Source organism: Puia sp., from assembly GCF_035546395.1.
In the GTDB taxonomy this organism is placed as follows: Bacteria; Bacteroidota; Bacteroidia; order Chitinophagales; family Chitinophagaceae; genus Puia.
Window position 1 is genome coordinate 551,357 of sequence record NZ_DASZXR010000014.1, and the last position, 23,937, is coordinate 575,293.

The window sequence follows — 23,937 nt, forward strand, 5'->3', positions numbered from 1 at the left end:
CGCGATCGGCCGCATCCCGCAGTGAATCAAACACGATTCATTGAAAAAGATTCTTCGTCTCCTCCTTCACCTCGTCCTTTGGGGTCTGCTGAGCGCTTTTGGGGTTTATTGCTGGTTGTTCTTTCCGATCATAAGCGGGTATGTAGCAAAAAAGACCTGTTCGGAGGTCTTTCTGGCCGGCCGGACTCCAGGGGATATCCGTACCCGGGAGTTCTCCTTTCCTTTTTCCCTTGTGCGCTTTCGGGTGGACAGCGCCGATAGCAGTGTAAGCGCGTCGATCCTCGGGCTGGCGCGGAGAAAGGCCATTTACCGGAAAGGTTTGGGGGCTACCCTGGTCAGCGGCGTTTCCGAGGCGGAGCTACGCAGCCAGCGGGCGGGGCTCGCCCGTTTGCCGGGCTATTCGCAGGATACCATCGATTGGCCGATGGGCGATCGGGTAGCCGATACGCCGGTTGCAGAGGTCGACCTCGCACGGCTCGACTCGGCGGTCGCATCGGCATTTGCCGACACGGTGCATCATACCGACCGGGGTACCCGCGCCGTGATCGTCGTCTATCACGGCCAGATCGTGGCCGAGCGATATGCGCCGGGTTTTACGGCCCGGACGCCGCTGCTGGGCTGGTCAATGGCTAAAAGTATCACCAATGCGATGATTGGCGTACTTGTCCGGCAACAGGGATTGGATATCCGGTCGCCGGCCCCCGTCGCCGCCTGGCAGGCCGACCCGCGCAAAGCCATCACCTGGCAACAGCTGATGCAGATGACGAGTGGCCTGCGATTCCATTGGTTTCCCGCCGGACCCAGTGACTTGACCAATATGTTGTTCAAGGAAAAGGATATGGCTGGTTTTGCAGCCGGACTGCCGCTACAGGCCCCACCGGGATCCCGGTTCCTTTATTCCGACGGGAATGCGAACATCCTGTGCCGTCTGATCCGGGACCGGTTGGGCGACAGCGCCTATTACCGGTTTCCATATGAAGAGATCTTTTACCCGGCAGGCATGCTGCATACCACGCTCGAGCCCGATGCCGCCGGGAATTTTGTCGGTTGCTCTTATTGTTATGCGACGGCCAGGGACTGGGCGCGGTTTGGTCTGCTCTATCTCAACGATGGCGTGGCAGGCGGCCGGCGCATCCTGCCGGAGGGTTGGGTGAAATGGACGGTAAGCCCTTCGGGCGTACATAATAATGAGGACGGAAACGGGGAGTATGGGGCCCTGTGGTGGGTCAATGCGGGCCGGGAGGGGCATTCCGACTGGCGGCGGTTCCACCGGTTGCCATTGGATGCCTATTCTTGCCAGGGATTTGATGGTCAATATATTATCGTAGTTCCTTCTAAAAAACTGGTCGTGGTGCGCCTGAGCCTGGAAAAGGGGTATCTTGATCCCGGGAATTTTGCGGCGGATGTGGCGGCAGCGCTGAAATAAAAAAAACTTCCCGCCAGGCTGTAACCCTTTTGCCGATTCACAGTAATCTATTTAGAAACACAAAAGTTATCCCGGGTGCCTGAACTATCTGATGAAAAAATAATGCTGCTGGTCAAAGAAGGGCATCTGTCCGAGCTTGGCGCATTATTCGACCGGTACCAGGTTCCCCTGTATAACTTCTTCCTTCGCCTGACAATGGACAAGGCGGTCAGCGAGGACCTCACACAGAACCTGTTCTACCGGGTCATCCGCTACCGGCAAAGTTTTGAGCCCAAACAGGGCACTTTCCGGAGCTGGGTTTACCGGATGGCGCGCAACGTGCACTTCGACCATTGCAAGCAGGAGCAAAGGGCGCCGGGCCGGCTGACGGACCCCGAAGAGGCGGAGGAACGGTTGGCAGATGGTCAGACAAGTTACAGCGAGGACCAATACCAGCGGCTGGATGAGGCGTTGGGGAAATTATCGCACGAACAGCGGGAGATCCTGGTGCTAAGCCGGTACCAGGGACTGAAATATGAAGAGATCTCGCGGATCAAGGATATCTCGGTGGCGGCGATCAAGGTGCAGGTATACAGGGCCCTCAAACAGCTGCGGGTCCATTATTTTAAACAATAGCGACTATGAATTGCAAAGAAATACAAGCGGCGATGATGGATTACGTGGACCAGGCCTTGCCTGCACCCCTTGCGGCGCAGCTGGCGGAACACCTGGCAGGATGTGATGAATGCCGCCGCGAGGCGGATGATTTGCGCCAATTGTTGTCGGCGATCAAGAGCAGCGGGCAGCAGCAGCCCTCACCCACCCTGCGCGAGAATTTCAATACCATGCTCCAGTCCGAACTGAATATGGAGACAATGGCCAACCTGCTGACCACCCCGGAAAAGGAGGCAAAGCCGCGAGGAAAGGTCATCGCATTCTTTACCTCGGCGGCAGGCCGGGCAGCAGCGGCAGTCATCCTGCTCGGCGGCGGGATCGCCATCGGGATGGCCCTGAAATCCTCTCCCCCGGCGCCCGATACGGCAGTCCTCGTCCATACCCTGCAGACCGAGGTCGACACCATGAAGAAGGAGATGAAGGAGAAGGACCTGCTCAGCGGCATCGACGACCAGTCCGCCAGCGAACGCATCAAGGCCGTAAGCTATGCCGATCAAATGGCGAGCCCGGATCAAAAGGTCATCGACGCCCTTTTCAATTCGCTCAACAACGATAAGAATGTCAACGTACGCCTTGCCGCACTCTATTCCCTGGCCCGCTTCGCCGACCGGCATGTGGTCCGCGATTCACTGGTCACATCGCTGGGCATCCAGACCGAACCGATCATCCAGGTAGTACTGATCAACCTGCTGGCCGAAAAACGCGAACGGAAGGCCATCGGTCCGATCAGGGAGATCATGACCAACAAGAAGACTCTCAAAGAAGTAAAAGACGCCGCACAAAAGAGCCTCACCGTGCTGTAATGGCGGCAACCCCATAATCTCAAAATTTAAAAAACATGAAACAAATGAAGTATAGCTTCCTCCTCATCGCGTCCCTATGTGTCGGTTTGCTGACCCGGGCGCAGGATTACAAGGTCACGGTGAGTGATCTGAAAGATGCCAGGCTGATCCTCGAAGATTTTACGGACGATCTGCCGATCGAGGGATATGCAGGGAATGAGATCATCGTCAGCGGCGGCAACCGGTCCGGCTCGGACCGGGCAAGAGGCCTGAAACCCATCTATGCCGCAGGTACGGACAATACCGGTCTCGGCGTCGCGATGGAGAAGGACGGCAATCGGATCAGGCTCCGCTGCCTGCTGCCGATCACCCAAAGCGCACAATACAGGATCAAGGTCCCCGAGAGTATCGCCCTCGAGATCACGCGGGAATGTGCCCACGGCGGCCCCACCACCATCACCAATATCAAGAACGAAGTGGAATTCAAGGGCTGTCATGACATCACCCTGAACAAGGTCACCGGCCCGATCGTGGTCTCGACGATCAGCGGCAGCGTAAATGTCGTGTTCACCGAGATCGCCAAAGACAAGCCGATCTCGATCTCCTCGGTCAGCGGCGAGGTGGATGTGACCATTCCCGCCAGGACGCCCTTCAGCCTCGAAATGGGGACCGTGTCGGGGCAGATGTATTCCGATTTCGATTTCCCGGCCGGCAAGGACATGAAGCGCATCGGCGGCAGCGAGATCCGCGCCGATCTCAACGGAGGCGGAACGGCAGTGAGACTGCATAGCGTCAGCGGCTCCGTCTATCTGCGGAAAGGATAACCATAAAAACCAACGTATATGAAGAATTCATTTTTCATCGCGCTGTTTTGTCTCGGGTTGATCCCCGCAACACAGGCGCAGAAGATCATCGAAAAGCATCTCAACTATTCGCCCAACGGTTTTGTCTCGATGAATTTCCAGATCTCCGACTCCATCCGGATCATCACCTGGACAAAGAATGAAGTATATGTGAAGAGCTCCATCGACGTCAACGACAACCAGAACAACGACGATTACGCGATGGTGTTCGACGAGACCGGCCGCTCGATCAATATCCAGGGTAAGCTGGAGACAAACCGCATCCGCCGCAATCGCAAGGATTCCAACTGTTGCTGCTGCTGCAACTACCAGACGGAGATCTTTCATACGATCTATCTTCCCGAGAATGCCGATTTCTCCGTGGAGACGATCAACGGGAACATCATCATCACCGGTAATACGGCCGAGGTCCGGGCGCACAGCATCAGCGGATTCATCGACCTGGCCATCAACCCCGCCCGCAAGGCCGAAGTGAAGATGCATACCATTACCGGCACGATGTACAGCAATATCGAATTGAACAGCACCGCCAAAGGGGTCCGGCATGTCGGCGGAGGCTCCATCAATGCCGATCTGAATGGCGGCGGCGGAAAACGGATCGATCTGGAAACGATCAGCGGGAATATCTTCTTCCGCAAAGACGGTTGAATATGTGAGGGGAATGCCCTTCGAAAAAGATAGGCATTCCTGTACAGCAGACCGATTATTTACCCTTTTTTTTATCTTTCGACTGGATTTGGTTCAGATAATTTTCAAGGGCGTCGAAGCGTTCCGTCCAGAACTGGCGGTACTGGCCCACCCAGTCCGAGATCTCGTGCAACTTTTCGAGCCGCGCCTCATAAAACCGTTCCCGGCCCTGTTGTTTGATGACGATCAACCCGCATTCCGTGAGGATCTTCACATGTTTGTAGATGGCCGTGCGGCTGACATCGAAGTTGCCGGCAACGGCGTTGACGTTCATGGATTGATGGGCGACCATATTGATGATCTGCCTGCGGGTGGGGTCGGCGATCGCCTGGAATACATCTCTTCGCATAGCAAAGGAAACCTTTTGGTTGCAAATATAATAAAACTATCTTTGCCGGATGGATTATTTCAAGCAACTCACCGACCTCTTGAGAACGGAGCAGGCGGAAGACCGCCGGCAATACCAACAGCTCGCCGGGTCAACGACGGTGGCCCAGCGCCGGGAGGCGGGGCTGGCCTGGTTCCCGGTCGCGATCCGCGACACGGAGTTGGGACGGGGCGACTATCTCACGGTGGAGGTGGAACGGACCTCCAATACCGATCTCCCGCACCAATTGCGGTTCGGCACCCCCGCGGCGCTTTTCTCCAATCACGATGCGGCAAACGACCGGGTCGAGGGAACCATCTCCTTCCAGGGCGGTAACCGGCTGAAACTGACGCTTCGCACCGATGAGTTGCCGGACTGGACGCGCAACGGCAAATTGGGTATCGACCTGCTTTTCGACGACAACAGCTATACCGAGATGTTCTCGGCCTTGCGGCAGGCGGCGGCGCTGATAGAAAAGAAAGAAGAAGGAAGGTTGGTGCGCGTTTGTACAGGGCAGGATACCCCAACCTTTCAAACCCAGATCCCCGCGCCGCTGGCGCGGCTCAACGCCTCCCAGCAAACAGCAGTGGAAAAGATATTGTCCGCAGACGATCTCGCCATCGTCCACGGCCCTCCCGGTACGGGTAAGACGACGACCCTGGTACAGGCTATCCTCGCCCTTTCGGCGCGCGATAAGACACCGGTGCTGGTCTGTGCACCGAGCAATACGGCCGTCGATCTCCTGAGCGAGCGGCTGACCGATGCGGGGCTGAATGTCCTTCGGGTCGGCAACCCCGCCAAGGTCTCTGAACAATTGCAATCGCTGACGCTCGACAGCCGGATGGCGGAACATCCGTCGATGAAGGAGATCAAAAAGCTGAAGAAAAAGGCCGCGGAGTTTCGCAATATGGCGCATAAGTACAAGCGGAGCTTTGGCCCGGCCGAACGCGAGCAGCGAAAGGCGCTGTTCGACGAGGCCCGTAAGGTGCTCGACGAGGTTGAGCGGATGGAGCAGTATATCCTTGACGATATTTTGACCCGCGCCCGGGTGATCACGGCGACATTGGTCGGCGCCAATCATTATACCGTTCGCAATCTGCGGTATTCGACGGCGGTGATCGATGAGGCGGGGCAGGCGCTGGAGCCGGCGTGTTGGATCCCTGCGCTAAAGGCAAGGCGCCTGGTACTGGCAGGAGATCATTGTCAGCTGCCACCGACGATCAAGGCAGAAGAGGCCCTTTCCAATACTTTGATGGAGAAATTGGTCAAACGTTTTCCCGAAGCGGTCGTCCTGCTGGAAGAACAATACCGGATGCACGAACAGATCATGGGCTATTCTTCGGAACATTTCTATCAAAACCGCCTCCGGGCCCACCCTACCGTTGCCGGTCACACAATATTCGACGGGGCGCCGGCGCTGAATTTTATCGACACCGCCGGTTGTGGCTATGACGAAAAGGCCGAAGGCACGGGGATCACCAATCCCGAAGAGGCGGCCTTCCTCGTCCGGCATTTGCGGCAGCTGGCCGCCCACCTCGCGGAGTATTATCCGCCGAAGGACTTCCCCACCCTGGCCATTATCTCGCCCTACCGCCACCAGGTGCAGCTGTTGCAGCACCTGGTAGCCTCCAGCACGGACCTGACGCCATACGCCGGCAAGATCGCGGTCAACACGATCGACAGCTTCCAGGGACAGGAACGCGATATCGTCTATATCGGGATGACGCGCAGCAACGCTGACAGCCGGATCGGATTTCTATCGGAGATCCGCCGGATGAATGTGGCAATGACGCGGGCGAGAAAACGACTGGTCGTCATCGGCGACAGCGCTACTCTATCGCGGCTACCCTTCTATGCGGGTCTCATTGCTTATGCTGAGAATCACTCGGCGTACCAGAGTGCTTGGGAGTTTGCGGACTAAGCCTGAACCCGCCGATCTTCGTCGAATAGTTCTTCGCATCCTTTTTCAGGTAATCCCCCACATACCAGAAGGTGGCGTCATCAGCGGGATCGATCACCATATAAGTGTAGTCCTCCCAGCGAAGCGTATTACCCTGCGAAGCCTGCCCCTCGGCAAGAACGCCTTCCCCGAAGCCCATAATGCCAGGAGCATCGCCCGCCAGCCTGCCCGTGAACCGCTGGCCGGGGAAATGGTCCTTTCCGCCAAAGGAATAGCCAAGGCCGATATTGCCCTCTTTATCGGTGGCGATGCCGGGAAGCCAGCGCCAGTCGCCGCCAGGTGCATAGGTACCCTGCTGATAGAGGCTGAGCTTCTGATGGCGGTCGCTGCGAAGCTCGTACCAGCGGATGCCGCTCCCGCCCGCGGCGGTGCGGACAGAATGCGCGACGATATACGATTCCTGTTTGCCGATACGCCGGTAGACGAGCCGGCCATGCAGTTTGTCACCCTGCGTGTCAAGGCCCATATCGCTCCCCGGCTGCGGCACCGACTTCTTCAGCTGGCCGTCGCCGGCATAGTGATAAGGCGCGACAGGGATCCTGATCGGACCTTCGATCTTCGTCTTCGTCGTATCCTTCCAGTCGACATGGAATTTCCAGTAGTAGAGGCCGTCGTCCTCGAATTGGTTGTGCAGCTGGGTGCCGCCGTTGGTGATCATAATATTGGGCGCCCCCTTCTGCGGCAGCTGCTGCCCCTCGACATCGGAGTTGAGCAGGAAGTTGACGTCATTGATGATAAAGTGTTGTTCGGTCGCCGGTTCGCCCTTGAGCATCTTTTCCCGATCGGTCACAAAGGCCTGGCGCTGGATCAGGTTGTCGCTGGTGCTGCTGGTCAGGTAGTAGCCGTCCGGCCAGATGACGGGACGGGGATAATCGGGAAACAGCGGCCGGTCGAACTCATAGCGGTAGTAAGGGCCGAGCGGATCGGGCCCGGTGCTGATCGCATAGCACATACAGAACGTGCCCACCGTATCGACGCGGGTGCGCCGGACGCCGCCGCCGGCCGGCCGCTCTTCCGGATAACTTGGCGGCGCCTGGTAGATCATCTCGGCCTTGCCGGGCTGCGGCGGATACGGGACCATGCCATGGGCAGAATCCAGCTCCTGCGTGCGGGGGATGCCGCGGCGGAACGTGGGCATCACGATCAGCCAGCGGTTGGCCAGCTGGTCATAACGGACGACGGCATCGCCGTTATTCAGCTTTTCACATGGACCGCCGAATCCCTTAAAGACACTCCTAGTCTCGGCGGGCCCGAGCAGGACGCGGCCCGTGCTATCGTATTTCTTTCCTTTCTTGGTGTATATCGCCATCCTTGTGTTGACGATCTGGAAGATATGATCCGGCCCCACAGCAAGGGCATTGTCAGAAGGATTCCGATACAGCGCCGTACCCTGCGGACCCGTGAATCCCTCCCCCAGCCCATCGAAGCCGGCGATGAGCTCCGGCGCCGGCCGGTTGCCGGCCTGTGTCTGTTCGATGGCTGCGGCGCGTTTGGCGTTCTCTACAGAATCCTGCGCCCGGACGCCGACGGTCGACGAGAGCGCGGCGACCAGTAAAAGGAAGTTTCTCATGCTTAAATATCCCGATTCGTCCCGAAATAGGCTTTTCCTATATTAGCCGCTTCGCGGCCGATATTAACCGTTTTGGTAGACCACGACCGGCCGGTCGCTATAAGGATGGATCAGCAGATGGACAGCCACGCCAAAGACTTCGCCGATCAGCTCGGGCGTGACAATCGCCGGCGCCTCGCCCGCCGCCACGATCCGGCCCGATTTCAGGAACAGCATCCGGTCGGCATATTGTAACGCCAGGTTGAGGTCATGCAGGACCGCAACAACCACGATGCCCGATGCGGCAAGCGTGCGCGCCAGTCCAAGGAATCCATGCTGATAGTGAACGTCAAGGCTGGATACGGGTTCATCGAGGAAGAGGTAGCGGCTCCCCCCCGACACCGGTATGTCCCAGATCTGCGCCAGCGCCCGGGCGAATTGCACCCGCTGACGTTCGCCCCCCGATAGCGTAAGATAATCCCGGTCCGCGAGTTCCAGCACGCCGAGACGTTCCATGGCCTTCCGGCAGATATCCGTGTCATGAGGACCGTGCCGGTACGCAAAATGCGGATAGCGGCCCATCATAACGATATCGTCTACCCGAATGGGGAAATGTAGTTCCGGCAGCTGGCTCATGACGGCCCGGCGCTGGGCCAGCCGGATCTTAGGAAGGGCCGCAAGCGGCTGCCCGTCATAGTATACGGCGCCCGCGGTTATCGGCCATTCGCCGCTGAAGGCCTTCAGGAAGGTGGATTTGCCGCTGCCGTTCGGACCGACGATGACATGAAGCAGTCCCGGTGCAAATTCCGTGCTGATTCCGCGGAGGATCGGTCTGCCGCCGGCGTCACAATGGACATCGTCGATCCTAAGCATAGAACCCTCCTTCCTGTTGCCGGCGGCCCGCCCTAATCAGCAAATAGAGGAATACCGGCGCGCCGGCGACGGCCGTCAGGACGCCGATGGGGAACTCGGAGGGCGCCACGATCACGCGCGCCAGCATATCGGCGAAGTTCAGCAGGATCGCGCCGAGCAGCGCCGAGGCGATGATCAGGAAGCGGTTGTCGGCGCTTTTCAACAGCCGGAGGATATGCGGCACCACGAGTCCCACAAACGCAATGACGCCGACGACCGAAGTGGCTACGGCCACCATGAAGGTATTGATGAGCAGGATGCGCCCCTTCAGCCTCGTCGTCCGCACGCCCAGGTACCCCGCCTCCGTCTCACCCAACATCAGGGCGTTCAGGGCTTTTGCATAGCCCAGCGACAACGCGATGCCGGCGACCGTCGAAACCGCCACAATGCCGGTATTGCTCCAGTCCGCCCCCGACAAGGTGCCCAGATTCCAGAAGACGATGCTCCTGGCCTGGGGGTCCCGGGCGATGTAGGAGAAGAACCCCGTCCCTCCTGCCGCAAGAGCGTTTACCGCAATCCCCGCCAGTAACAAGGTATTTACATTTACTTTGCCAAAGACATTCGAAAGCCGGTACACCAGCCATGTCGCGGCGCCGCCGCCGGCGAAGGCAAACAGCGGCAGCAGGAAAGGACCCGCGGCATCCACCCAGGCGCCGGTAAGGTTCTTGCCCATGACGAAGACGAAGGCCGCGCCGAATGCCGCGCCCGAAGACGTGCCAACCAGTCCCGGCTCCACGATCGGGTTGCGGAACAGCGCCTGCATCAGAGCGCCAGAGACGGCCAGCGCCGCGCCGGTAAAGGCGCAAAGCAGGACGCGCGGCAGGCGGATCTGTAAGAAGAGGCGTTCTTCGATGGAGGCAGCGGCATTGCCGCCGCTGACGGCGTGTTTTAGATACAGGAGGATACGATCATAGGGAATCGATACTGCCCCTACCCGCGCGGAGACGAGCAGGGACACCAGCAGCAAGGCGCCCAGACCCCAATAATATCTATTTCCCATGGATCAGCCGGATAAGATCGTACACATTCTGGCCCGTCCTCGGCCCAAGATACACCAGGTCATGCTCTTCGATCCGGTAAATGCGGTTGTTCTTTGCCGCGGGAGAAAGCGCCACCCCCGGCAGCTGTTTGAATTTCTCGAGGCTTCCCTGCAGGTCGTATCCATAATCCGTAGCCAGGATGACATCGGGTTGCGCCTGGGCGACCACCTCCGCGCTGAGGTTCTTCCATTTCTGCGCGGTATCGGCGGCGTTGACGGCGCCCGCCCAGTCGAGCATCTGCTGCTGGATGCCCCGATGACTAAGCACGAAATACTGGTTGGCGGCCTGCCCGAAATGTATCACCATTACCCGCAGCGGCGGCTGACCCGCGAATGTCTTTCTCAACGAATCCGCCCGCGCCATATCGCGGTCCAATCGCTGACAAAGAGAATCGCCCGCACGCGCATTGTGGAACTCGGCTGCGACGGCACGGATGAGCCGCTCGGTACTGTCGATCGTATTCCCACCATCGAACCGGCGGAGCGGGATACCCACCTTCTTCAGTTGGTCGATGGTCGGCTGCGGGCCCCAGTTGCCATCGTTCCAAACCACGGTTGGGTTCAGCGAGATGATCCCCTCGGGGGCCAGCGCGCGGTGATAGCCCACGGCCGTTATCTTCTTTGCTTCGGGCGGCCAGGTACTGGAGATGTCACGGCCCACAAGCGCCGTGTCGCCACCCACCGCAAAGATGATCTCCGTGAGCTGCTTGCTGACGCTGACGATGCGCAACCCGGCTTTGTCATTATGCTTCTCCGCCGGCTGGCCACAAGCGGCCAGCAGCAGGACGAGTCCTAAGAGAGATATATTTTGCTTCATAGTTAAAATATATAGGCGAGTTTAGCCCCGCCATACCACGCCGCATTATACGGCATCGGCAGGAAATGCGGGTCGGTGGTTCCCGCCAGCGTGCCGGAAAAGAACAAAAAACTGTAGTAGGTGCTGTTGGTCAGGTTGTCGGCGCCTGCATACAGATCGACTGAAAAATGATTCCCCAGCTGGCTGCGGTACCCGATCTTCCCATTGAAAAGATTGAAAGGCCGCGCGGAATACTTGTTATCGAAGGTATACGGTACAGCGTCCACATGCCGGTAGGTAAGATAGGCATAAAATCCCGGCTTTGTCTGCACATCGATCCCCAGGTTGACGACATTGGGCGCCACACCCGCCACCTTGTTGTTGGAAAAGTTCAGCGTTGCTGCATTGTGGTTATTGTCGCTGTAGAAGTCCTTGTATTTGAAATCGGAATAGGTATAGGTCACGAAAGGTCTCAGCAGCGTGACAGCCGAATTCGGAGAGTTGACGATCGCATAGCTAAGGGCAAGCTCTGCGCCCAGGTTCTGCTGACGCCCCGCATTGACATAGGTGGTATAGGTGGGCGTAGTACCACTCGCCGGGACTTGTTGCGCGACGATCTTGTTGCGGATGTCGAGGTCGAACAGCGCCAGCTGATAGGACAGCTTCCCGTCCAGCAGGTCCCCTTTCGATCCGATCTCGTATTGAAATGCCGATTCCGGCTTGAGCGACTTGTTCGCCGTGCCCAGCACGGAATTGATCACATTTGACGTCGGCGGCGGCGTATACCCGCGGCTGAGATCGGCATATACCGAGACATGCTCGTTCAACAATTTCAGCAACGAGATGCGGGGCATGAACACGGGGGAAAAGCTTTTATCCCCCGACTGGTTGGCGTGGGTGGGATTGGCTGAATTGGCCAGCATGTCCGCGATGGCGTATTCGGTGAAGTCGAGACTACCGCCCGCCGTCACGATCCATTTCGCGGGCAGGCTGAATTTCCATTCGGTGAAGACATTATAACCCTGAGACGAGTTCTGCAGATCGCCGCGGATACCTCCAGGCACATTGTTGGCAAGATTATACGATTTGTTGAAGGCGATCGTCTTCTGGAACTGGGCGCCGAGGATCGCATGAACCGTAACATTCCCCGTGTCCGACGAATAGACGAACCCCGTCCGGCCACCGAACGTAAAGGCCTGGTTATCGGTCAGTCCATGGGCAAAGGGCTGGTTGAGGGTATAGCTGTTGGTGTATACCGTCGTCTGGTTGCTGAAATGGCCGTCGATCCTGTAATTATCCGTCAAACCGGCGCGGAAGCTCTCGATGACAGTCTTACTGCCGTTGACGAGATAGGCGGGGTCGCTCCACACGATACGGTGATAGATAATGCTATCGGTCATCTCCCCCGCCAGCTGCTCGAGGCTATGGGCATAGGCAAAATAGGCAGAAAGGGTGTTCTTGTCGCTGACATAGAAATCCCCGCTGAACTGGGCATAGTCCTTCCGCGAGGCGCTGTTGGTCCGCCAGCCTTCTTGTTCCTGGTGACCGTAGTTGACGAGCAGGGACGAGTGTTCGTTGGCCGTTTCAAACCGGGTGTTGGTCCGCCAGAGGCCGTTGCTGCCGCCGGTATTCTCCTCGACGAAGCGCGTCTGGTTGGGCCGGGGTTTTAGCGTGAAGAGGTTGACGACCCCCGCGACGCCCGCGCCGTAGAGCGAGGAGGCGGGTCCCTTCACCACTTCCACCTTCCCCAGCGTGGCGAAATCGATATCGTCGAGGATGGTGGCGCCGGTAGCGTCGGTGATAGGGATATTGTTCAGCAGCACCTGTACACCCTGGCCGTTGAAGTTGGTGTTGTTGCCATACCCGCGGATGATGATCCGTTGCCCACCAAAGGTCGTACGGGAGCCCATGCTGACGCCGGGGATGAGGTTAAGCGAATTCTCCAGCGAGAGCCCGTTGTTGCGGTGAAAATCTTCGGCGCTCAGTACGCCGACCGACCGCGGAACGTCCAGCTGGTTATCTTTTTTCCCGGCTGACCAGCTTGTCACCTGCACGGTGTTGAGGGTTTGCGTTCTTGTCGTGTCTTTGGGCGCTTCCTGCGCCACTAATACAAAGGAAGAAAATACTGAAAATAAGGATAAGCCTGTCTTTTTCAACATGCGAATGAGTTTTGATAAGAAATAAATTAAGCGGAAAACAGCCTACGCCCTGGGAGGCGGGATCAATATCTCATCAAAACAGACAGGCAGCGATTTATCGCTGCAAAAAAAATACACCCTCGCGTTTACGCGCGGCGGAAGGATTCGCCAACACGGCATCTCACAAACAAGATCGCAAAAAGACGGTGTCAGGGAATGGTGGTCGAGGTTGGTCTTCGTAGCCGCATCAGATTGCCGGATCAGCCTTTCCTCCCGGGTATCATCGAGGCAAAAACACCAGGTGGTATCACCCTCGCGACGTTGGCGGATGATGTCATAAAGATGGCCGCGGTACCAGCACTCACGGCCGCCATCCTCCAACTTTCCATGGGCGCCGATGTCGGCAAGCGAAATACGCTCGAACAATTTGTCGGGAAGGGAGGCGATCCACGCTTCGCGGGCCGCCTCCTTTATTTGCATCCGTTGAATAATCGACTGCAGGGGGTAACCCCATTGGGTATAGACCATCAGCAGGAATAGTAATATGGTCCCGGTTGTTCTCAATTCGTGCCTTTTCGTTTATCGAGTTTTTCCTTCGGCAGCAGCCCGGCGGGCAGCGGCGCGGGGAAGGTCTTCAGAGCCGCCTCGTATTTTGCCCGGGCCGCTACGAGACGGCCGCCGAGCAGGTTGTATACTTCCCGGTGCTGATCCGTAGGCCGGAAGTCCGATCCTCCCGAGATGCTTTCCTTGGAGACAGTGAGAAAACGCTCGAGTAGCTGGGCCGGGTTGCGGAAGATATCCTCCCGGGCCCCCGTGGCGTGTACGTCGTGCAGCAAGCCTTCCACCTCGACCAGTTGGTGTCGCCAGGCGGCCAGCCTGGCCTTCTGCTTCTTATTGTCCAGCTTCGCCCCGATGGAATCGGCCTTGCTTCGCAGGATCTCGAGTGTATCGATCATATGCAGCACGCTTTGGATAGATTGATAGATTTGCGTGCCAAAGATATATTGTTCTCTGATATCCTCATCCGATCCCGCCGTGTGCGGGTCACGTAAAACCTCCAAAGCCTGACGAAACTCGTTTTGACCGACCTTTAGGACGACTGAATACGTACCTGGAAGTACCTTGGTCGTCGGCAGGCCGGGGCCGATGTCGAGGTCATAGATCACCATCGCCCTTTCGCCATTGGAGTCCAGCTTCACCCAGTCGGCATCCTCAGGCCGGGTCCGCAAGGGCGGCAGGACATAGGGCTGAAGACCGAGGTCCCACCAGACGCGGTTGATGCCACGACGGTTGGAGCCCTTTATCTGTTGGATCGTATTGCCCGCCGCATCGACGATCAACACCTTGACCGTATCCTTTACATCGTCCCTCAAATAGTAATTGATATCGGCGCCATACGGCGGATTCTGCCCGCTGTTGCCGCCGCGTTCGCCATGGATGCTCAGCTTTGGCCGGAAGCGATACGCCTTGCGCAGCGGGAAGAGCCAGGCTTCGGAGGCCTGCACCTGCGCGCTGAACTCGCGGATCGGCGTGATATCGTCGAGGATATAGAAGCCCCGTCCGTATGTACCCAGCACCAGGTCCTTAAAATTGGACTGGATAGCGATGCCATAGATCGGCGCCGGCGGAAGGTTATTCTTCAAATGCACCCAGTTGCCGCCATCGTCGGGCGAAAAGTACAGCCCGTTGTCGGTGCCGGCCCAAAGCAGGCCTTTCTTTGCCGGGTCCTCTTTGATCTGGTGGACGAAGGAGGAGTTGCTCCGCGGAAAGGTCCCGCTGATCAGCTTCCAGCTGTTCCCGAAGTCGGTCGTCTTGTAAATATAGGGGTTGAAATCGCCGATGAACTGCCCGTCGACGGAGATATAACAGGTGCCTGTATCGAAATTCGAGGGGTCGATCGCGCGAATGGTGGACCATTTGGGCAGGCCGGGGATATTGGCCGTGACGTTCTCCCAGTGTTTGCCGTCGTCGCGGGTGACCTGTACGAGTCCATCGTTGCTGCCCGTCCACAGCAAGCCGTCCTGTAACGGGGATTCGGCGATGACATAGAGGGTACAACCGTCGAACGTGAACAGGTTATCCGTGCTCACGCCGCCGGAGCTTTGCTGGTGCGACTTGTCATTGGTCGTCAGATCGGGACTGATCACCTTCCAGCTCTGGCCTTCATCGGTCGTGACATGCACATACTGGCTGCCGATATACACCTTGTTATGATTATGCCGCGAAATGGTCATGGGATAGTTCCAATGCCAGCGATAACGCATCTCAGCCGGCGGATAGCCATAGCCCGCCTCGGGCCAGGCGCGGACATCGCGGACATGACCCGTGCGCAGATCGGTGCGGTCGAGACCGCCGTCATAACAGCCCGACCAGATGATCGAGTTGTCCTCGGGGTCGGGTTGGGCAAAGCCGCTCTCGCAGCCGCCCACCGTCGTCCAGAGCGAAGTGGGAATGCCTCCCTGCAGGCTGTTGCTCGGTCCGCGATAGCTGCTTCCGTCCTGTTTGTTGCCATAGACGAAATAGGGCACCTGGTTGTCTACGGCCACATGATACATCTGGGCGATCGGCAGGTTCACATTCTGCCAGGTCTTACCGCCGTTATAGGTCATATTCATACATCCGTCGTGGGCGACCATGGCGCGGGTGGGGTCCTTGGGATCAAACCACATATCATGTGTGTCGCCGCCGGGACGGTAGTCGCCGTTCTCGCGGTTGCCGTTGAAGGATTTACCGCCGTCCTTCGATTCCATGACGGTGACACAGATGGTAAAGACGTCGTTCGGATCGCCGGTAGACACGCGGACGCGGGTATAATAGCTGGCGCGCTGGGCCATGGAGTGGCTGGTGAACATCTTCTTCCAACTGGCGCCTGCGTCCTCGCTGCGGTACAAACCCGGGTCTTTGTCCTCGAGCAGCGCATACACGATATTGGGGTTCTTGTAGGAAACGTCGACCGATGTCTTGCCCACGGGATGGGCCTCGCCCCCGGGAAGACCGTTGCTGAGCCGGGTCCAGGTCTTACCGCCGTCTGTCGTCTTGAAGATGCCGCTGCCCGGCCCGCCGCTATTCAGCTGCCAGGTGTTGAACGTGATCTGCCACATGGCCGCATACAGCGTATTGGGATGTTGGGGATCGATGGAGAGGTCCGAGGCGCCTGTGTACTCATTGATGAAGAAGACCCGTTCCCAGGTCTTGCCCCCATCCATAGTTTTATAGATACCCCGCTCCTGTTGAGGCGCGTGGGTGTTCCCCAACGCGGCTACATAGACGATGTTGGCGTCATTGGGATCGACGATGACCCGGCTGATCCTGCCCGTTGCCTGCAGGCCCATATTGGTCCAGGTGCGGCCGCCGTTGGTGGACTTGTACACGCCGTTACCCATGGCCTCCGCCGGGCGAATGAGAAAGGTCTCGCCCGTTCCCGCCCATACCTGCCGCGCATCCGTGGGCGCGATGGCGAGGGCGCCCACCGACGAATTATCGGTGCTGTCGAAGATGGGCCGCCAGGTGATACCCGCGTCCTCTGTCTTGAAGATACCGCCCGAGGCGGCGCCGACATAGGCGACGTTCCGGTCGCCGGGGACGCCGGCCACGGCGATGGCGCGGTTGCCGTCGGGACCGATGAAGCGGAAATGAAGCTGGCGGAAAAGGCTGCTGTCGACGGATTGCGCATTCGCCGCGGTCAGCACGAACCCCAAAAGCACAAGTAAAACCCTTTTCATAGCAAAAGTAATTTTAGGGAAATTACCTTAGGATTATGAGGAAAAATAACTCGCGTTCAAATCCATGAAACATTGGTTAAAATTTGCCCAAAATGCCCATTAGAAAATATAGGGCATTTTGAGCAATCCGCTAATTTTTGTCCTTCGGACGAGCCGCTTCCAGCGGCTCCGGTCAGGCTATGCGCCGTTGGCGGCGCATATAATAGCGCCAGCGGACAACCGTAGCCACGACCAGCGCCAGCCCGCAGAGCTCGGATACCAGCTTCTCACCATCGAGCCAATCGATCGGCCGGTCCTTCAATAGCGGGTCCATCACGATGCCGTGGACCACAAACAGCAACGCCGTACCATAAGAGATCAGGTGAATATTCTTCCAGGCCCGGAAACCAAGACGATTCTTCACCACTTTTTGCGTCGTTATGATGACAATGATCAGCGCATACAGCGCCAGCGTTCCCGGCACGGTCCAGAAAGCCTGGTGCGGCGCGTTCACCGGCAACAAGATATCCGCAAGTTTATATTTCAGCGTCGCATCCGGGAGCAGCAGCACCGGGTGGGCGAGCGCAAAGACCAATGCCACATAAGCGGTCCAGTTGTGGACCTCATCGAGGCTCACCTTCTTCACCCACTCCGGCAACCGCTTCCACAGCAGACTCCGGCGATAGGCCGTGCTGAGCAGGATGCCCAGCAGGAAATTAAAGGTCAGCACACCCGTGGCGATAAGGCCCAGGGTCGATGAAAGGTCAAGCCAATTATTCTCCATCGTTTTTTTCCTTTTGTTTTGCCTGGATCACCGGGATCTGTTTTTCAAAGATCATTTTATTGATCGCCGGCAATCCCGACCGCTCCACATCTTTCAACCGCGCCAGCTGCCGGTCGGCCTGCACGCGCAGGTTCTCGAAGACCTCCCGCACCTGCTTGCTCGGAACGGCATTCCCACCCGAGGCGATGCCATAGACGCCGGACAGCTTATCGTTGATCCGGATCGGGTAGTTGAGCATATCCTGCGCGCTCTTCGATTTGGTCTGGTATAACGCCTCTTCGATCGAGGTCAGCTCACGGCTAAGACTATCCGACAGCTTCCGTAGCGGCCGTTCCGTGCTGTCCAGCCGTCCGTTCAACTCCTGCAGCTGCTTCCGAAGGTCGCGGAGCCGGAGGATCGCCTTCTGAACGTCATTGTATTTATTGCGAACGTCAAGCAGGAACCCCACCTGCGCGTCATAGTCCGCTTCCGTCATCGTGGAGTTGGGATCGCCCTTGATGGTAAACGCCACGTCTGCCGAGTCGGCGCCATAACGGAACCTTGCCGTATATTTCCCGGGAGCGGCCTTGGGCGCGCCCGCGCCACCGGTCCATAACAACATGCCCGGGATCTTCTCCGCGGGTGCATAGAACATATCCCAGACGAAACTGTTCATCCCGTTGCTGCACTCGAGGCGGGTGTCCGCATCCTTTGTCTTTGTGCTGAAGGTGCGGATCGGCTGATGCTGCTTATCATAGATCGTGATCGACACGTTCGGCGAGTCGGGTGCATCCTTCAGCCAATAGTGGAAGACGACCCCATTGGGTGGGTTCTGTCCCACATTCCGGCCGGCACCTTCGCGATTCCGCCGCCCGCCGCCACCGGGCATCCGGAAGGCCTCACTCGTATGGAAGACATGCAGGCGTTGCTGCATCCCCTCCGGCTCATGCTGCTCGGGAAGGCTCAGGTCGTCGAGGACCCAGAAGGCGCGGCCCTGGGTGGCTATGATGAGATTGTCGTCCTTGATGGTCATGTCGGTGATGGGAACGATGGGCAGGTTCAGCTGGAACGGGGACCAGTTGTCGCCGCCGTCATAGCTGATGTACATTCCATATTCCGTTCCCGCATAAAGCAGGCCTGGCCGGCGACGGTCGGCGCGGACCACCCGCGCAAAATGCATGGGGTCGATGCCCTTCGTGACCAGCTTCCATGTCTTGCCGTAGTCATCCGTCCGGAAGATATAGGGAGTGTAGTCGTCTAGCCGGAAACGGGTGCCGACGATCCACGCCGTCCCTTTTTTGAAGGGATCGGTCTCGATACAATTCCACAATGTCCATTTCCCCGCCGTGGGTGGGGTGATGTTGTCCCAATGGCCGCCGCCGTCACGGCTCACGTGTACAAGCCCGTCGTCGCTGCCGGTGTATAGGAGGTCCTTTTCGAGCGGCGATTCGGTGGCGGTAAAAATGGTACAGTAATATTCGGCCGAAGTATTGTCCTTCGTGATCGGACCTCCGCTGGGGCCCTGTTTCGATTTATCGTTCGTCGTCAGGTCGGGGCTGATCGCGGTCCAGCTCTGCCCCTCGTTCTCCGTCATGAACAGCTGGTTGCCGGCGCAATACAGCCGATGCGGGTTATGGGGGGAGAAGAAGATGGGGTAGTTCCACTGAAAACGGAACCGGAGCGAGTCGGCGCCTGAACCCGTCGGGTTGTCGGGCCATACATCGATCGCGCGGTTCTCACCGGTGTGATGATCCAGCCGGCCGAGATAGCCATCGTAGTTGCCGCCATAGACGATATCGGGGTTGAGCGGATCGGCGACGATATACCCGCTTTCAAAGCCCGCCGTTGGTTCCCAATCCCGTTCGGTGATCGCCGATCCCGTCGTCCGGCTCTTGATCCGCAGGCTGGAATTGTCCTGCTGCGCGCCGAGTATACGGTAAGGGAAGGCATTGTCGGTCGAGACGCGGTAGATCTGCGCGGTAGGCTGGTTCTCCACCGAACTCCAGTCGGCCCCGCCGTTATAGCTCACCTGCGCGCCACCGTCATCGGCGAGGATGAGGCGGTGTCCATCCATCGGATCGATCCACAGATCGTGGTGATCGCTATGCGGAGATTGCACCCGGGAAAAGGTCTTGCCGCCGTCGAGGCTGCGCATAAACTCGACGTTGAGGACATAGACGGTATTCTCGTTCGTAGGGTCGACATAGACCCGGTTATAATACCAGGCACGCTGCCGGATCTCGTTCTCGCTGTTGAGCTTTGACCAACTCTCGCCCTTGTCGGTGCTGACAAAGAGGCCGCCTTGCGCATTCTCGATCATCGCAAACACCTTATCGGGATTGGTGGCGGATACCGCGACATTGACCACACCCCAGACTCCCTTGGGCAAGCCCTTCTTCTTCGACAGTTCGGTCCAGGTTTCTCCGCCATCGGTGCTTTTGTAAAGACCGCTGCCCTCTCCCCCGCTCTCCATACTGTACGGTGTGCGTTTGACATGCCACATCCCTGCATACAGTACGGAGGGGTTCCCCGGCTCCATCACGACGTCGGAGCAGCCTGTCTGGTCGTTGACGAAGAGCACTCTTCTCCAGCTCTTGCCGCCATCGCTCGTTTTATAAACGCCCCGCTCGGTATTGGGCCCGAAGAGATGGCCCAGCACGGCGACCCAGGCGATATCGGGATCTTTGGGATGCACGACGATGCGGGCGATATGACGGCTGTCCTTCAGCCCGAGGTTGCGCCAGCTCCTGCCGCCATTGTCGCTGCGCCAGATGCCGCCAAGGTCTTCGGAGACATTGCTGCGGAGCGTGCTCTCGCCCTGGCCCGCATAGACGATCGTCTCGTCGGAAGGAGCTACGGCTACGGCGCCGACGCCGCCGCCGAACCAACCGTCTGAGACATTCTTCCAGTTGCTTCCGCCGTCGGTGGTCTTCCAGAGACCGCCGCCCGTGGCGCCGAAGTAGAAGCAGTGTTTATTGGTCAGGCTGCCCGAAACGGCATCGGCGCGGCCGCCGCGAAAGGGGCCGATAAGCCGGTATTTGAGCGGCGCGTAAAAGGCGGAGTCAGGAGTGGCGGGCTGCTTTTTTTGGGCAATGCAAAGAGCCGGAAAAAAAAGAAACAAGAATGTGGATCGGAGGTTCATAATAAAACGTTTAAGGCGATAGCTTCTTTTTCGAGTTTCGAGAGGGCCACGCCCGCTGCACGCGCGGCGGTAGTGGTTTCCTGCATAGAGGTTTGCACCTGGGTGGTAGGCTCCATATCGGCCTCTTCGAGGATGCCGAAAAGGGTCGCGTAATCATTTTGCAATTGCGAGTAACTGCGGAGCGCGTTCTCTGCTGCCGCACCTCCTCTCGAAGGGCCGCCCATCGAAGACGCCATCCCCCTGCCCCGGCGGGCATTGCCTTCCAGTGCCGCAGCATCCGCGTCCAGCTTTTGAAGCGCCGTCAGCCGGTCGCCGGTGGCGGAGCTTTGCGCCGTTGCGATATGAGCGCGAAGCCGGCGCAGCTTTTCCACGGCCGTCATTGCCCGCTGTCTCCCACGATAGGCTTCCAGCGCCAGGCTGTGCTGCAAAGCGAGGGCCGCCGGCGGCGTCTTCACCCGCGGGTCCATCCGGACCGTCAACGGCTGCGTATAGCTCATACCGTTAGCGGAAAGTCTTATAGTGTAGGTCCCGGGCAAAACCCAGGGAGACGTGGCGCTGGGAGCGGTATTGGCGTAGATGGCGCTGATGGGATACGACGCCGGCACATTCAGAGGCTGATAGTGCAGGTCCCAGAGGAAACGGTGTGCGCCGGCCTTTGCAGACAGTATCTGCTGCGGCCGGATCCAATAGGTCGGGATATTCACGTCGGGCACCGTATACGGCGTATCGGCGCTGGAATAATGTCTAACGGGTTTGCCCATCGCGTCGAGGATGTCCAGCGTCACCGGTGAGCTGGAGTTGTTCTTCAGATAATAATCGATGATCGCACCGTCGGGGGGATTCTCACCCGCGGGTTCTTCCTGCGGCAGCGGGGTGTCGGTGTTCATATCCCAACGGACACGGATAGCCGGCTCGGGTTTGTAGAGCACGTTATCGGCCTTTGCCGCGGCAAGCTGCCGCAGCGGGGCGATGTCATCGAGGATCCAGAACGACCGGCCATGCGTCCCAACCACGACATCGGCATCCTTGAAGACCAGGTCGCGGATAGAGGTAGCGGGCATGTTCAGCCGCAGGGATTGCCAATGGTCGCCGTCGTCGAACGAGACATAGACACAGCGTTCGGAACCGGCCAGCAGTAAGCCTTTATGATGCGGGTCTTCCCGGACGACGTTGATGGGGTCATCGGGTAAGCCGCCCGTGATCGCCGTCCAGGTCTTGCCGCCGTCATGGGTCCTGAATATATGCGGATGCATATCGTCGATCCGGATGCCGTTCACCGCCGCATAGGCCGTACCGGCGTCGAAATGGCCGGCATCGATGAGACTGATCTTGGTCCAATCGGCAATACCCGGCGGCGTCACATTGTTCCACGTCTTGCCGCCATCTTTTGTAAGATGGATCAGCCCGTCGTCGGTGCCCGCCCAGATGGTCATTCCATCGACAGGCGAAGGTGCGACGGTATAGATGACACCGCGGCGAGGCATCTTCTTCAACGCATCGGTATTGTACACGCCGACACTTGCGGGGATATCCCATTTGTCGCGGCTGAGATCGGGACTGATCACCCGCCAGGAATGCCCTCCATTGCTGGTCTTGAAAAGAACATTCCCCGCGAAATAGAGCGTATGCGGATCGGTGGGCGAGAAAAGTACGGGAGCCGTCCGGAGAAAGCGATACTTTCCACTCCGCACCGCTTCCGGCGCGATATTCTGAACCTGTCCGGTGCGTTTGTCATAGCGGGTGATCTTGCCACCGTAGATGATATCGGGGTCCAGCGGGTCGGCCGCGACATAACCGTATTCTTCCACGGCCACGGGATGCCATTCCCGGAAGGTCACCTGGCCGTCATTGCCGCGGGATGCGATGCCGACGGAACCGCTCTCCTGTTGACCTCCATAGACATTATACGGAAACGCATTGTCGGTGCTGACATGGTAAAACTGTGCCGTAGGTTGATTGTACCAGGACGAAAAGGTCTCCCCGCCGTTGACCGTAACAATGGCGCCCTGGTCGCAGGCGATGAGCAGGATATTGGGATAGTCGGGGTTGATCCAGATGCGGTGGTAGTCGTCGCCGCCAGGGGCGCCGCGGTAGGCATTCCAGCTGCCGCCGCCATCGGTGGATTTCCAAACAACAACGTCGGCCGTATATACGATGTCCTTATTCTTCGGATCGGCCTTGACTTCGGCGAAGTCGTCGCCGCGGCCCCAGAACCGTTGATCGCCGGTCGTCTTCTTCCAGGATTCGCCGGCATCGTCGCTGCGATAAATACCGCCGTTGGCGCCCGCTTCGACGGTGGCGTAAAGCCGCGTCGGATCGGAAGGCGCGATGCAAAAGCCGATGCGGCTGAGACCCTGCGCTGGGGTTGGCAATCCCTGTGTCAGCTGATGCCAGGTGCCGCCGCCGTCAGTGCTTTTGAAAAGCCCGCTGTTGGGTCCATTCCAGGCGCCGTTCTCCCAGGGGCCCTGCCGGCCTGCCCAGAGGTCGGCGTAGACGACCTGCGGGTTCACCGGGTCGATGGTCACCTGTACAGCGCCGGTGTTCTCATCCTTATAGAGCACCTTCTCCCAGTGTTGCCCGCCGTCCGTACTGCGATAGACGCCCCGTTCGGGGTTGGGCCCGTAGGGATGGCCCAGCACCGCCACGAAGACCCGGTTGGGATCGTGCGGATCGATGGCAAGCCCACCCATCTGCTGCCCGGCCGCCAGGCCGAGATGCGTCCAGGTCTTACCCGCATCGTTGGATCGATAGATGCCGTCGCCGACGGAAAGATCGGGACGTTGGATGCCTTCGCCGCTGGCGACATAGACGATGTTTGGGTCCGAAGGCGCCACCGCCACGTCACCGACGCTGCCCGTTGGCTGGGAATCGAAGATCGGGTTCCACGTGCGGCCAAAGTCGTTGGTCTTCCAAACGCCACCGTTGTTGACGCCGATATAGAAGACATTGGGCTGCTGCGGCACCCCACAGCCGCCGACCGTGCGGCCGCCACGATGCGGGCCGATCATCCGCCAACGAAGATTATTGAATAAGGCCGTATCCGGCGTTTGGGCCTGTGAGGCCGGAAAAGAAAGAAAGTAGAAAATGCCCACGTAAAGGCAGGTAAGCCGTTTTTTCATGTGCAGTATAGTTATAAAGGGAGGAAATTAACAACAAAT

General features: G+C 58.4%; 17 protein-coding genes. 6 read left to right on the forward strand and 11 right to left on the reverse strand.

Translation table 11 applies throughout. From position 1 onward, the window contains the following. Positions 1–40 precede the first annotated feature (40 nt). From VHE34_RS15045 to VHE34_RS15065, 5 genes are all read left to right on the forward strand, one after another. Positions 41–1,426, forward strand: coding sequence for a serine hydrolase (locus tag VHE34_RS15045; protein WP_325589328.1), 1,386 nt, complete (start codon positions 41–43; stop codon positions 1,424–1,426). A gap of 102 nt (positions 1,427–1,528) precedes the next feature. After that, the gene (locus VHE34_RS15050) at positions 1,529–2,041 is read left to right on the forward strand and encodes an RNA polymerase sigma factor (protein WP_325589330.1); all 513 of its coding nucleotides are present in this window, start codon (positions 1,529–1,531) and stop codon (positions 2,039–2,041) included. A gap of 5 nt (positions 2,042–2,046) precedes the next feature. Continuing rightward, positions 2,047–2,883 carry a zf-HC2 domain-containing protein gene (locus VHE34_RS15055; RefSeq protein ID WP_325589332.1) on the forward strand — a complete coding sequence of 279 codons (837 nt, stop codon included), beginning with the start codon at positions 2,047–2,049 and terminating at the stop codon, positions 2,881–2,883. A gap of 35 nt (positions 2,884–2,918) precedes the next feature. Further along, positions 2,919–3,686, forward strand: coding sequence for a DUF4097 family beta strand repeat-containing protein (locus VHE34_RS15060; RefSeq protein ID WP_325589336.1), 768 nt, complete (start codon positions 2,919–2,921; stop codon positions 3,684–3,686). Positions 3,687–3,704: 18 nt separating this feature from the next. After that, entirely contained in the window at positions 3,705–4,373 is a 669-nt protein-coding gene (locus VHE34_RS15065; RefSeq protein WP_325589339.1) for a hypothetical protein, read from the forward strand. A gap of 55 nt (positions 4,374–4,428) precedes the next feature. Here VHE34_RS15065 and VHE34_RS15070 read toward each other — a convergent pair whose 3' ends face one another. Continuing rightward, a complete protein-coding gene (locus VHE34_RS15070) occupies positions 4,429–4,761 on the reverse strand; it encodes a metalloregulator ArsR/SmtB family transcription factor (protein WP_325589341.1) in 333 nt (110 codons plus the stop codon). 49 nt (positions 4,762–4,810) lie between these two features. Between VHE34_RS15070 and VHE34_RS15075 the strand changes: the two genes are divergently transcribed. Then, entirely contained in the window at positions 4,811–6,700 is a 1,890-nt protein-coding gene (locus VHE34_RS15075) for an AAA domain-containing protein (RefSeq protein WP_325589343.1), read from the forward strand. Here the strand turns inward: VHE34_RS15075 and VHE34_RS15080 are convergent. The 10 genes from VHE34_RS15080 to VHE34_RS15125 form a co-directional block, all read right to left on the reverse strand. Next, positions 6,642–8,309 (reverse strand): hypothetical protein, encoded by a 1,668-nt coding sequence (locus tag VHE34_RS15080; protein WP_325589345.1) that lies wholly within the window; start codon positions 8,307–8,309, stop codon positions 6,642–6,644. The genes VHE34_RS15075 and VHE34_RS15080 overlap by 59 nt on opposite strands. Before the next feature lie 63 nt (positions 8,310–8,372). Beyond that, positions 8,373–9,161 (reverse strand): heme ABC transporter ATP-binding protein, encoded by a 789-nt coding sequence (locus tag VHE34_RS15085; protein ID WP_325589347.1) that lies wholly within the window; start codon positions 9,159–9,161, stop codon positions 8,373–8,375. Then, complete coding sequence (locus VHE34_RS15090; RefSeq protein ID WP_325589349.1) at positions 9,154–10,200, reverse strand: iron ABC transporter permease; 1,047 nt, start codon at positions 10,198–10,200, stop codon at positions 9,154–9,156. Before VHE34_RS15090 ends, VHE34_RS15085 begins: the two co-directional genes overlap by 8 nt. Further along, positions 10,190–11,056: a heme/hemin ABC transporter substrate-binding protein gene (locus VHE34_RS15095; protein ID WP_325589351.1), complete on the reverse strand. Its 867-nt coding sequence runs from the start codon at positions 11,054–11,056 to the stop codon at positions 10,190–10,192. Before VHE34_RS15095 ends, VHE34_RS15090 begins: the two co-directional genes overlap by 11 nt. 2 nt (positions 11,057–11,058) lie before the next feature. Then, positions 11,059–13,194 carry a TonB-dependent receptor gene (locus VHE34_RS15100; RefSeq protein ID WP_325589353.1) on the reverse strand — a complete coding sequence of 712 codons (2,136 nt, stop codon included), beginning with the start codon at positions 13,192–13,194 and terminating at the stop codon, positions 11,059–11,061. A gap of 42 nt (positions 13,195–13,236) precedes the next feature. Then, positions 13,237–13,737, reverse strand: coding sequence for a hypothetical protein (locus tag VHE34_RS15105; RefSeq protein ID WP_325589356.1), 501 nt, complete (start codon positions 13,735–13,737; stop codon positions 13,237–13,239). Next, positions 13,734–16,895 carry a WD40/YVTN/BNR-like repeat-containing protein gene (locus VHE34_RS15110; RefSeq protein WP_325589358.1) on the reverse strand — a complete coding sequence of 1,054 codons (3,162 nt, stop codon included), beginning with the start codon at positions 16,893–16,895 and terminating at the stop codon, positions 13,734–13,736. Before VHE34_RS15110 ends, VHE34_RS15105 begins: the two co-directional genes overlap by 4 nt. Positions 16,896–17,067: 172 nt before the next feature. After that, a complete protein-coding gene (locus VHE34_RS15115) occupies positions 17,068–17,658 on the reverse strand; it encodes a ferric reductase-like transmembrane domain-containing protein (RefSeq protein ID WP_325589360.1) in 591 nt (196 codons plus the stop codon). Continuing rightward, positions 17,648–20,779 carry a VPS10 domain-containing protein gene (locus VHE34_RS15120; RefSeq protein WP_325589362.1) on the reverse strand — a complete coding sequence of 1,044 codons (3,132 nt, stop codon included), beginning with the start codon at positions 20,777–20,779 and terminating at the stop codon, positions 17,648–17,650. The genes VHE34_RS15115 and VHE34_RS15120 overlap by 11 nt, the downstream gene beginning before the upstream one ends. After that, positions 20,776–23,898, reverse strand: a complete 3,123-nt coding sequence (locus tag VHE34_RS15125; RefSeq protein ID WP_325589364.1) for a WD40/YVTN/BNR-like repeat-containing protein — start codon at positions 23,896–23,898, stop codon at positions 20,776–20,778. The genes VHE34_RS15120 and VHE34_RS15125 overlap by 4 nt, the downstream gene beginning before the upstream one ends. Positions 23,899–23,937: the final 39 nt, after the last annotated feature.

Excerpts from the sequence above, each read along its gene's own strand:
- VHE34_RS15050 (WP_325589330.1), top strand. The coding sequence starts at position 1,529 with ATGCTGCTGGTCAAAGAAGGGCATCTGTCCGAGCTTGGCGCATTATTC.
- VHE34_RS15055 (WP_325589332.1), top strand. The coding sequence starts at position 2,047 with ATGAATTGCAAAGAAATACAAGCGGCGATGATGGATTACGTGGACCAG.
- VHE34_RS15060 (WP_325589336.1), top strand. The coding sequence starts at position 2,919 with ATGAAACAAATGAAGTATAGCTTCCTCCTCATCGCGTCCCTATGTGTC.
- VHE34_RS15065 (WP_325589339.1), top strand. The coding sequence starts at position 3,705 with ATGAAGAATTCATTTTTCATCGCGCTGTTTTGTCTCGGGTTGATCCCC.
- VHE34_RS15070 (WP_325589341.1), bottom strand. The coding sequence starts at position 4,761 with ATGCGAAGAGATGTATTCCAGGCGATCGCCGACCCCACCCGCAGGCAG.
- VHE34_RS15075 (WP_325589343.1), top strand. The coding sequence starts at position 4,811 with ATGGATTATTTCAAGCAACTCACCGACCTCTTGAGAACGGAGCAGGCG.
- VHE34_RS15080 (WP_325589345.1), bottom strand. The coding sequence starts at position 8,309 with ATGAGAAACTTCCTTTTACTGGTCGCCGCGCTCTCGTCGACCGTCGGC.
- VHE34_RS15085 (WP_325589347.1), bottom strand. The coding sequence starts at position 9,161 with ATGCTTAGGATCGACGATGTCCATTGTGACGCCGGCGGCAGACCGATC.
- VHE34_RS15090 (WP_325589349.1), bottom strand. The coding sequence starts at position 10,200 with ATGGGAAATAGATATTATTGGGGTCTGGGCGCCTTGCTGCTGGTGTCC.
- VHE34_RS15095 (WP_325589351.1), bottom strand. The coding sequence starts at position 11,056 with ATGAAGCAAAATATATCTCTCTTAGGACTCGTCCTGCTGCTGGCCGCT.
- VHE34_RS15100 (WP_325589353.1), bottom strand. The coding sequence starts at position 13,194 with ATGTTGAAAAAGACAGGCTTATCCTTATTTTCAGTATTTTCTTCCTTT.
- VHE34_RS15110 (WP_325589358.1), bottom strand. The coding sequence starts at position 16,895 with ATGAAAAGGGTTTTACTTGTGCTTTTGGGGTTCGTGCTGACCGCGGCG.
- VHE34_RS15115 (WP_325589360.1), bottom strand. The coding sequence starts at position 17,658 with ATGGAGAATAATTGGCTTGACCTTTCATCGACCCTGGGCCTTATCGCC.
- VHE34_RS15120 (WP_325589362.1), bottom strand. The coding sequence starts at position 20,779 with ATGAACCTCCGATCCACATTCTTGTTTCTTTTTTTTCCGGCTCTTTGC.
- VHE34_RS15125 (WP_325589364.1), bottom strand. The coding sequence starts at position 23,898 with ATGAAAAAACGGCTTACCTGCCTTTACGTGGGCATTTTCTACTTTCTT.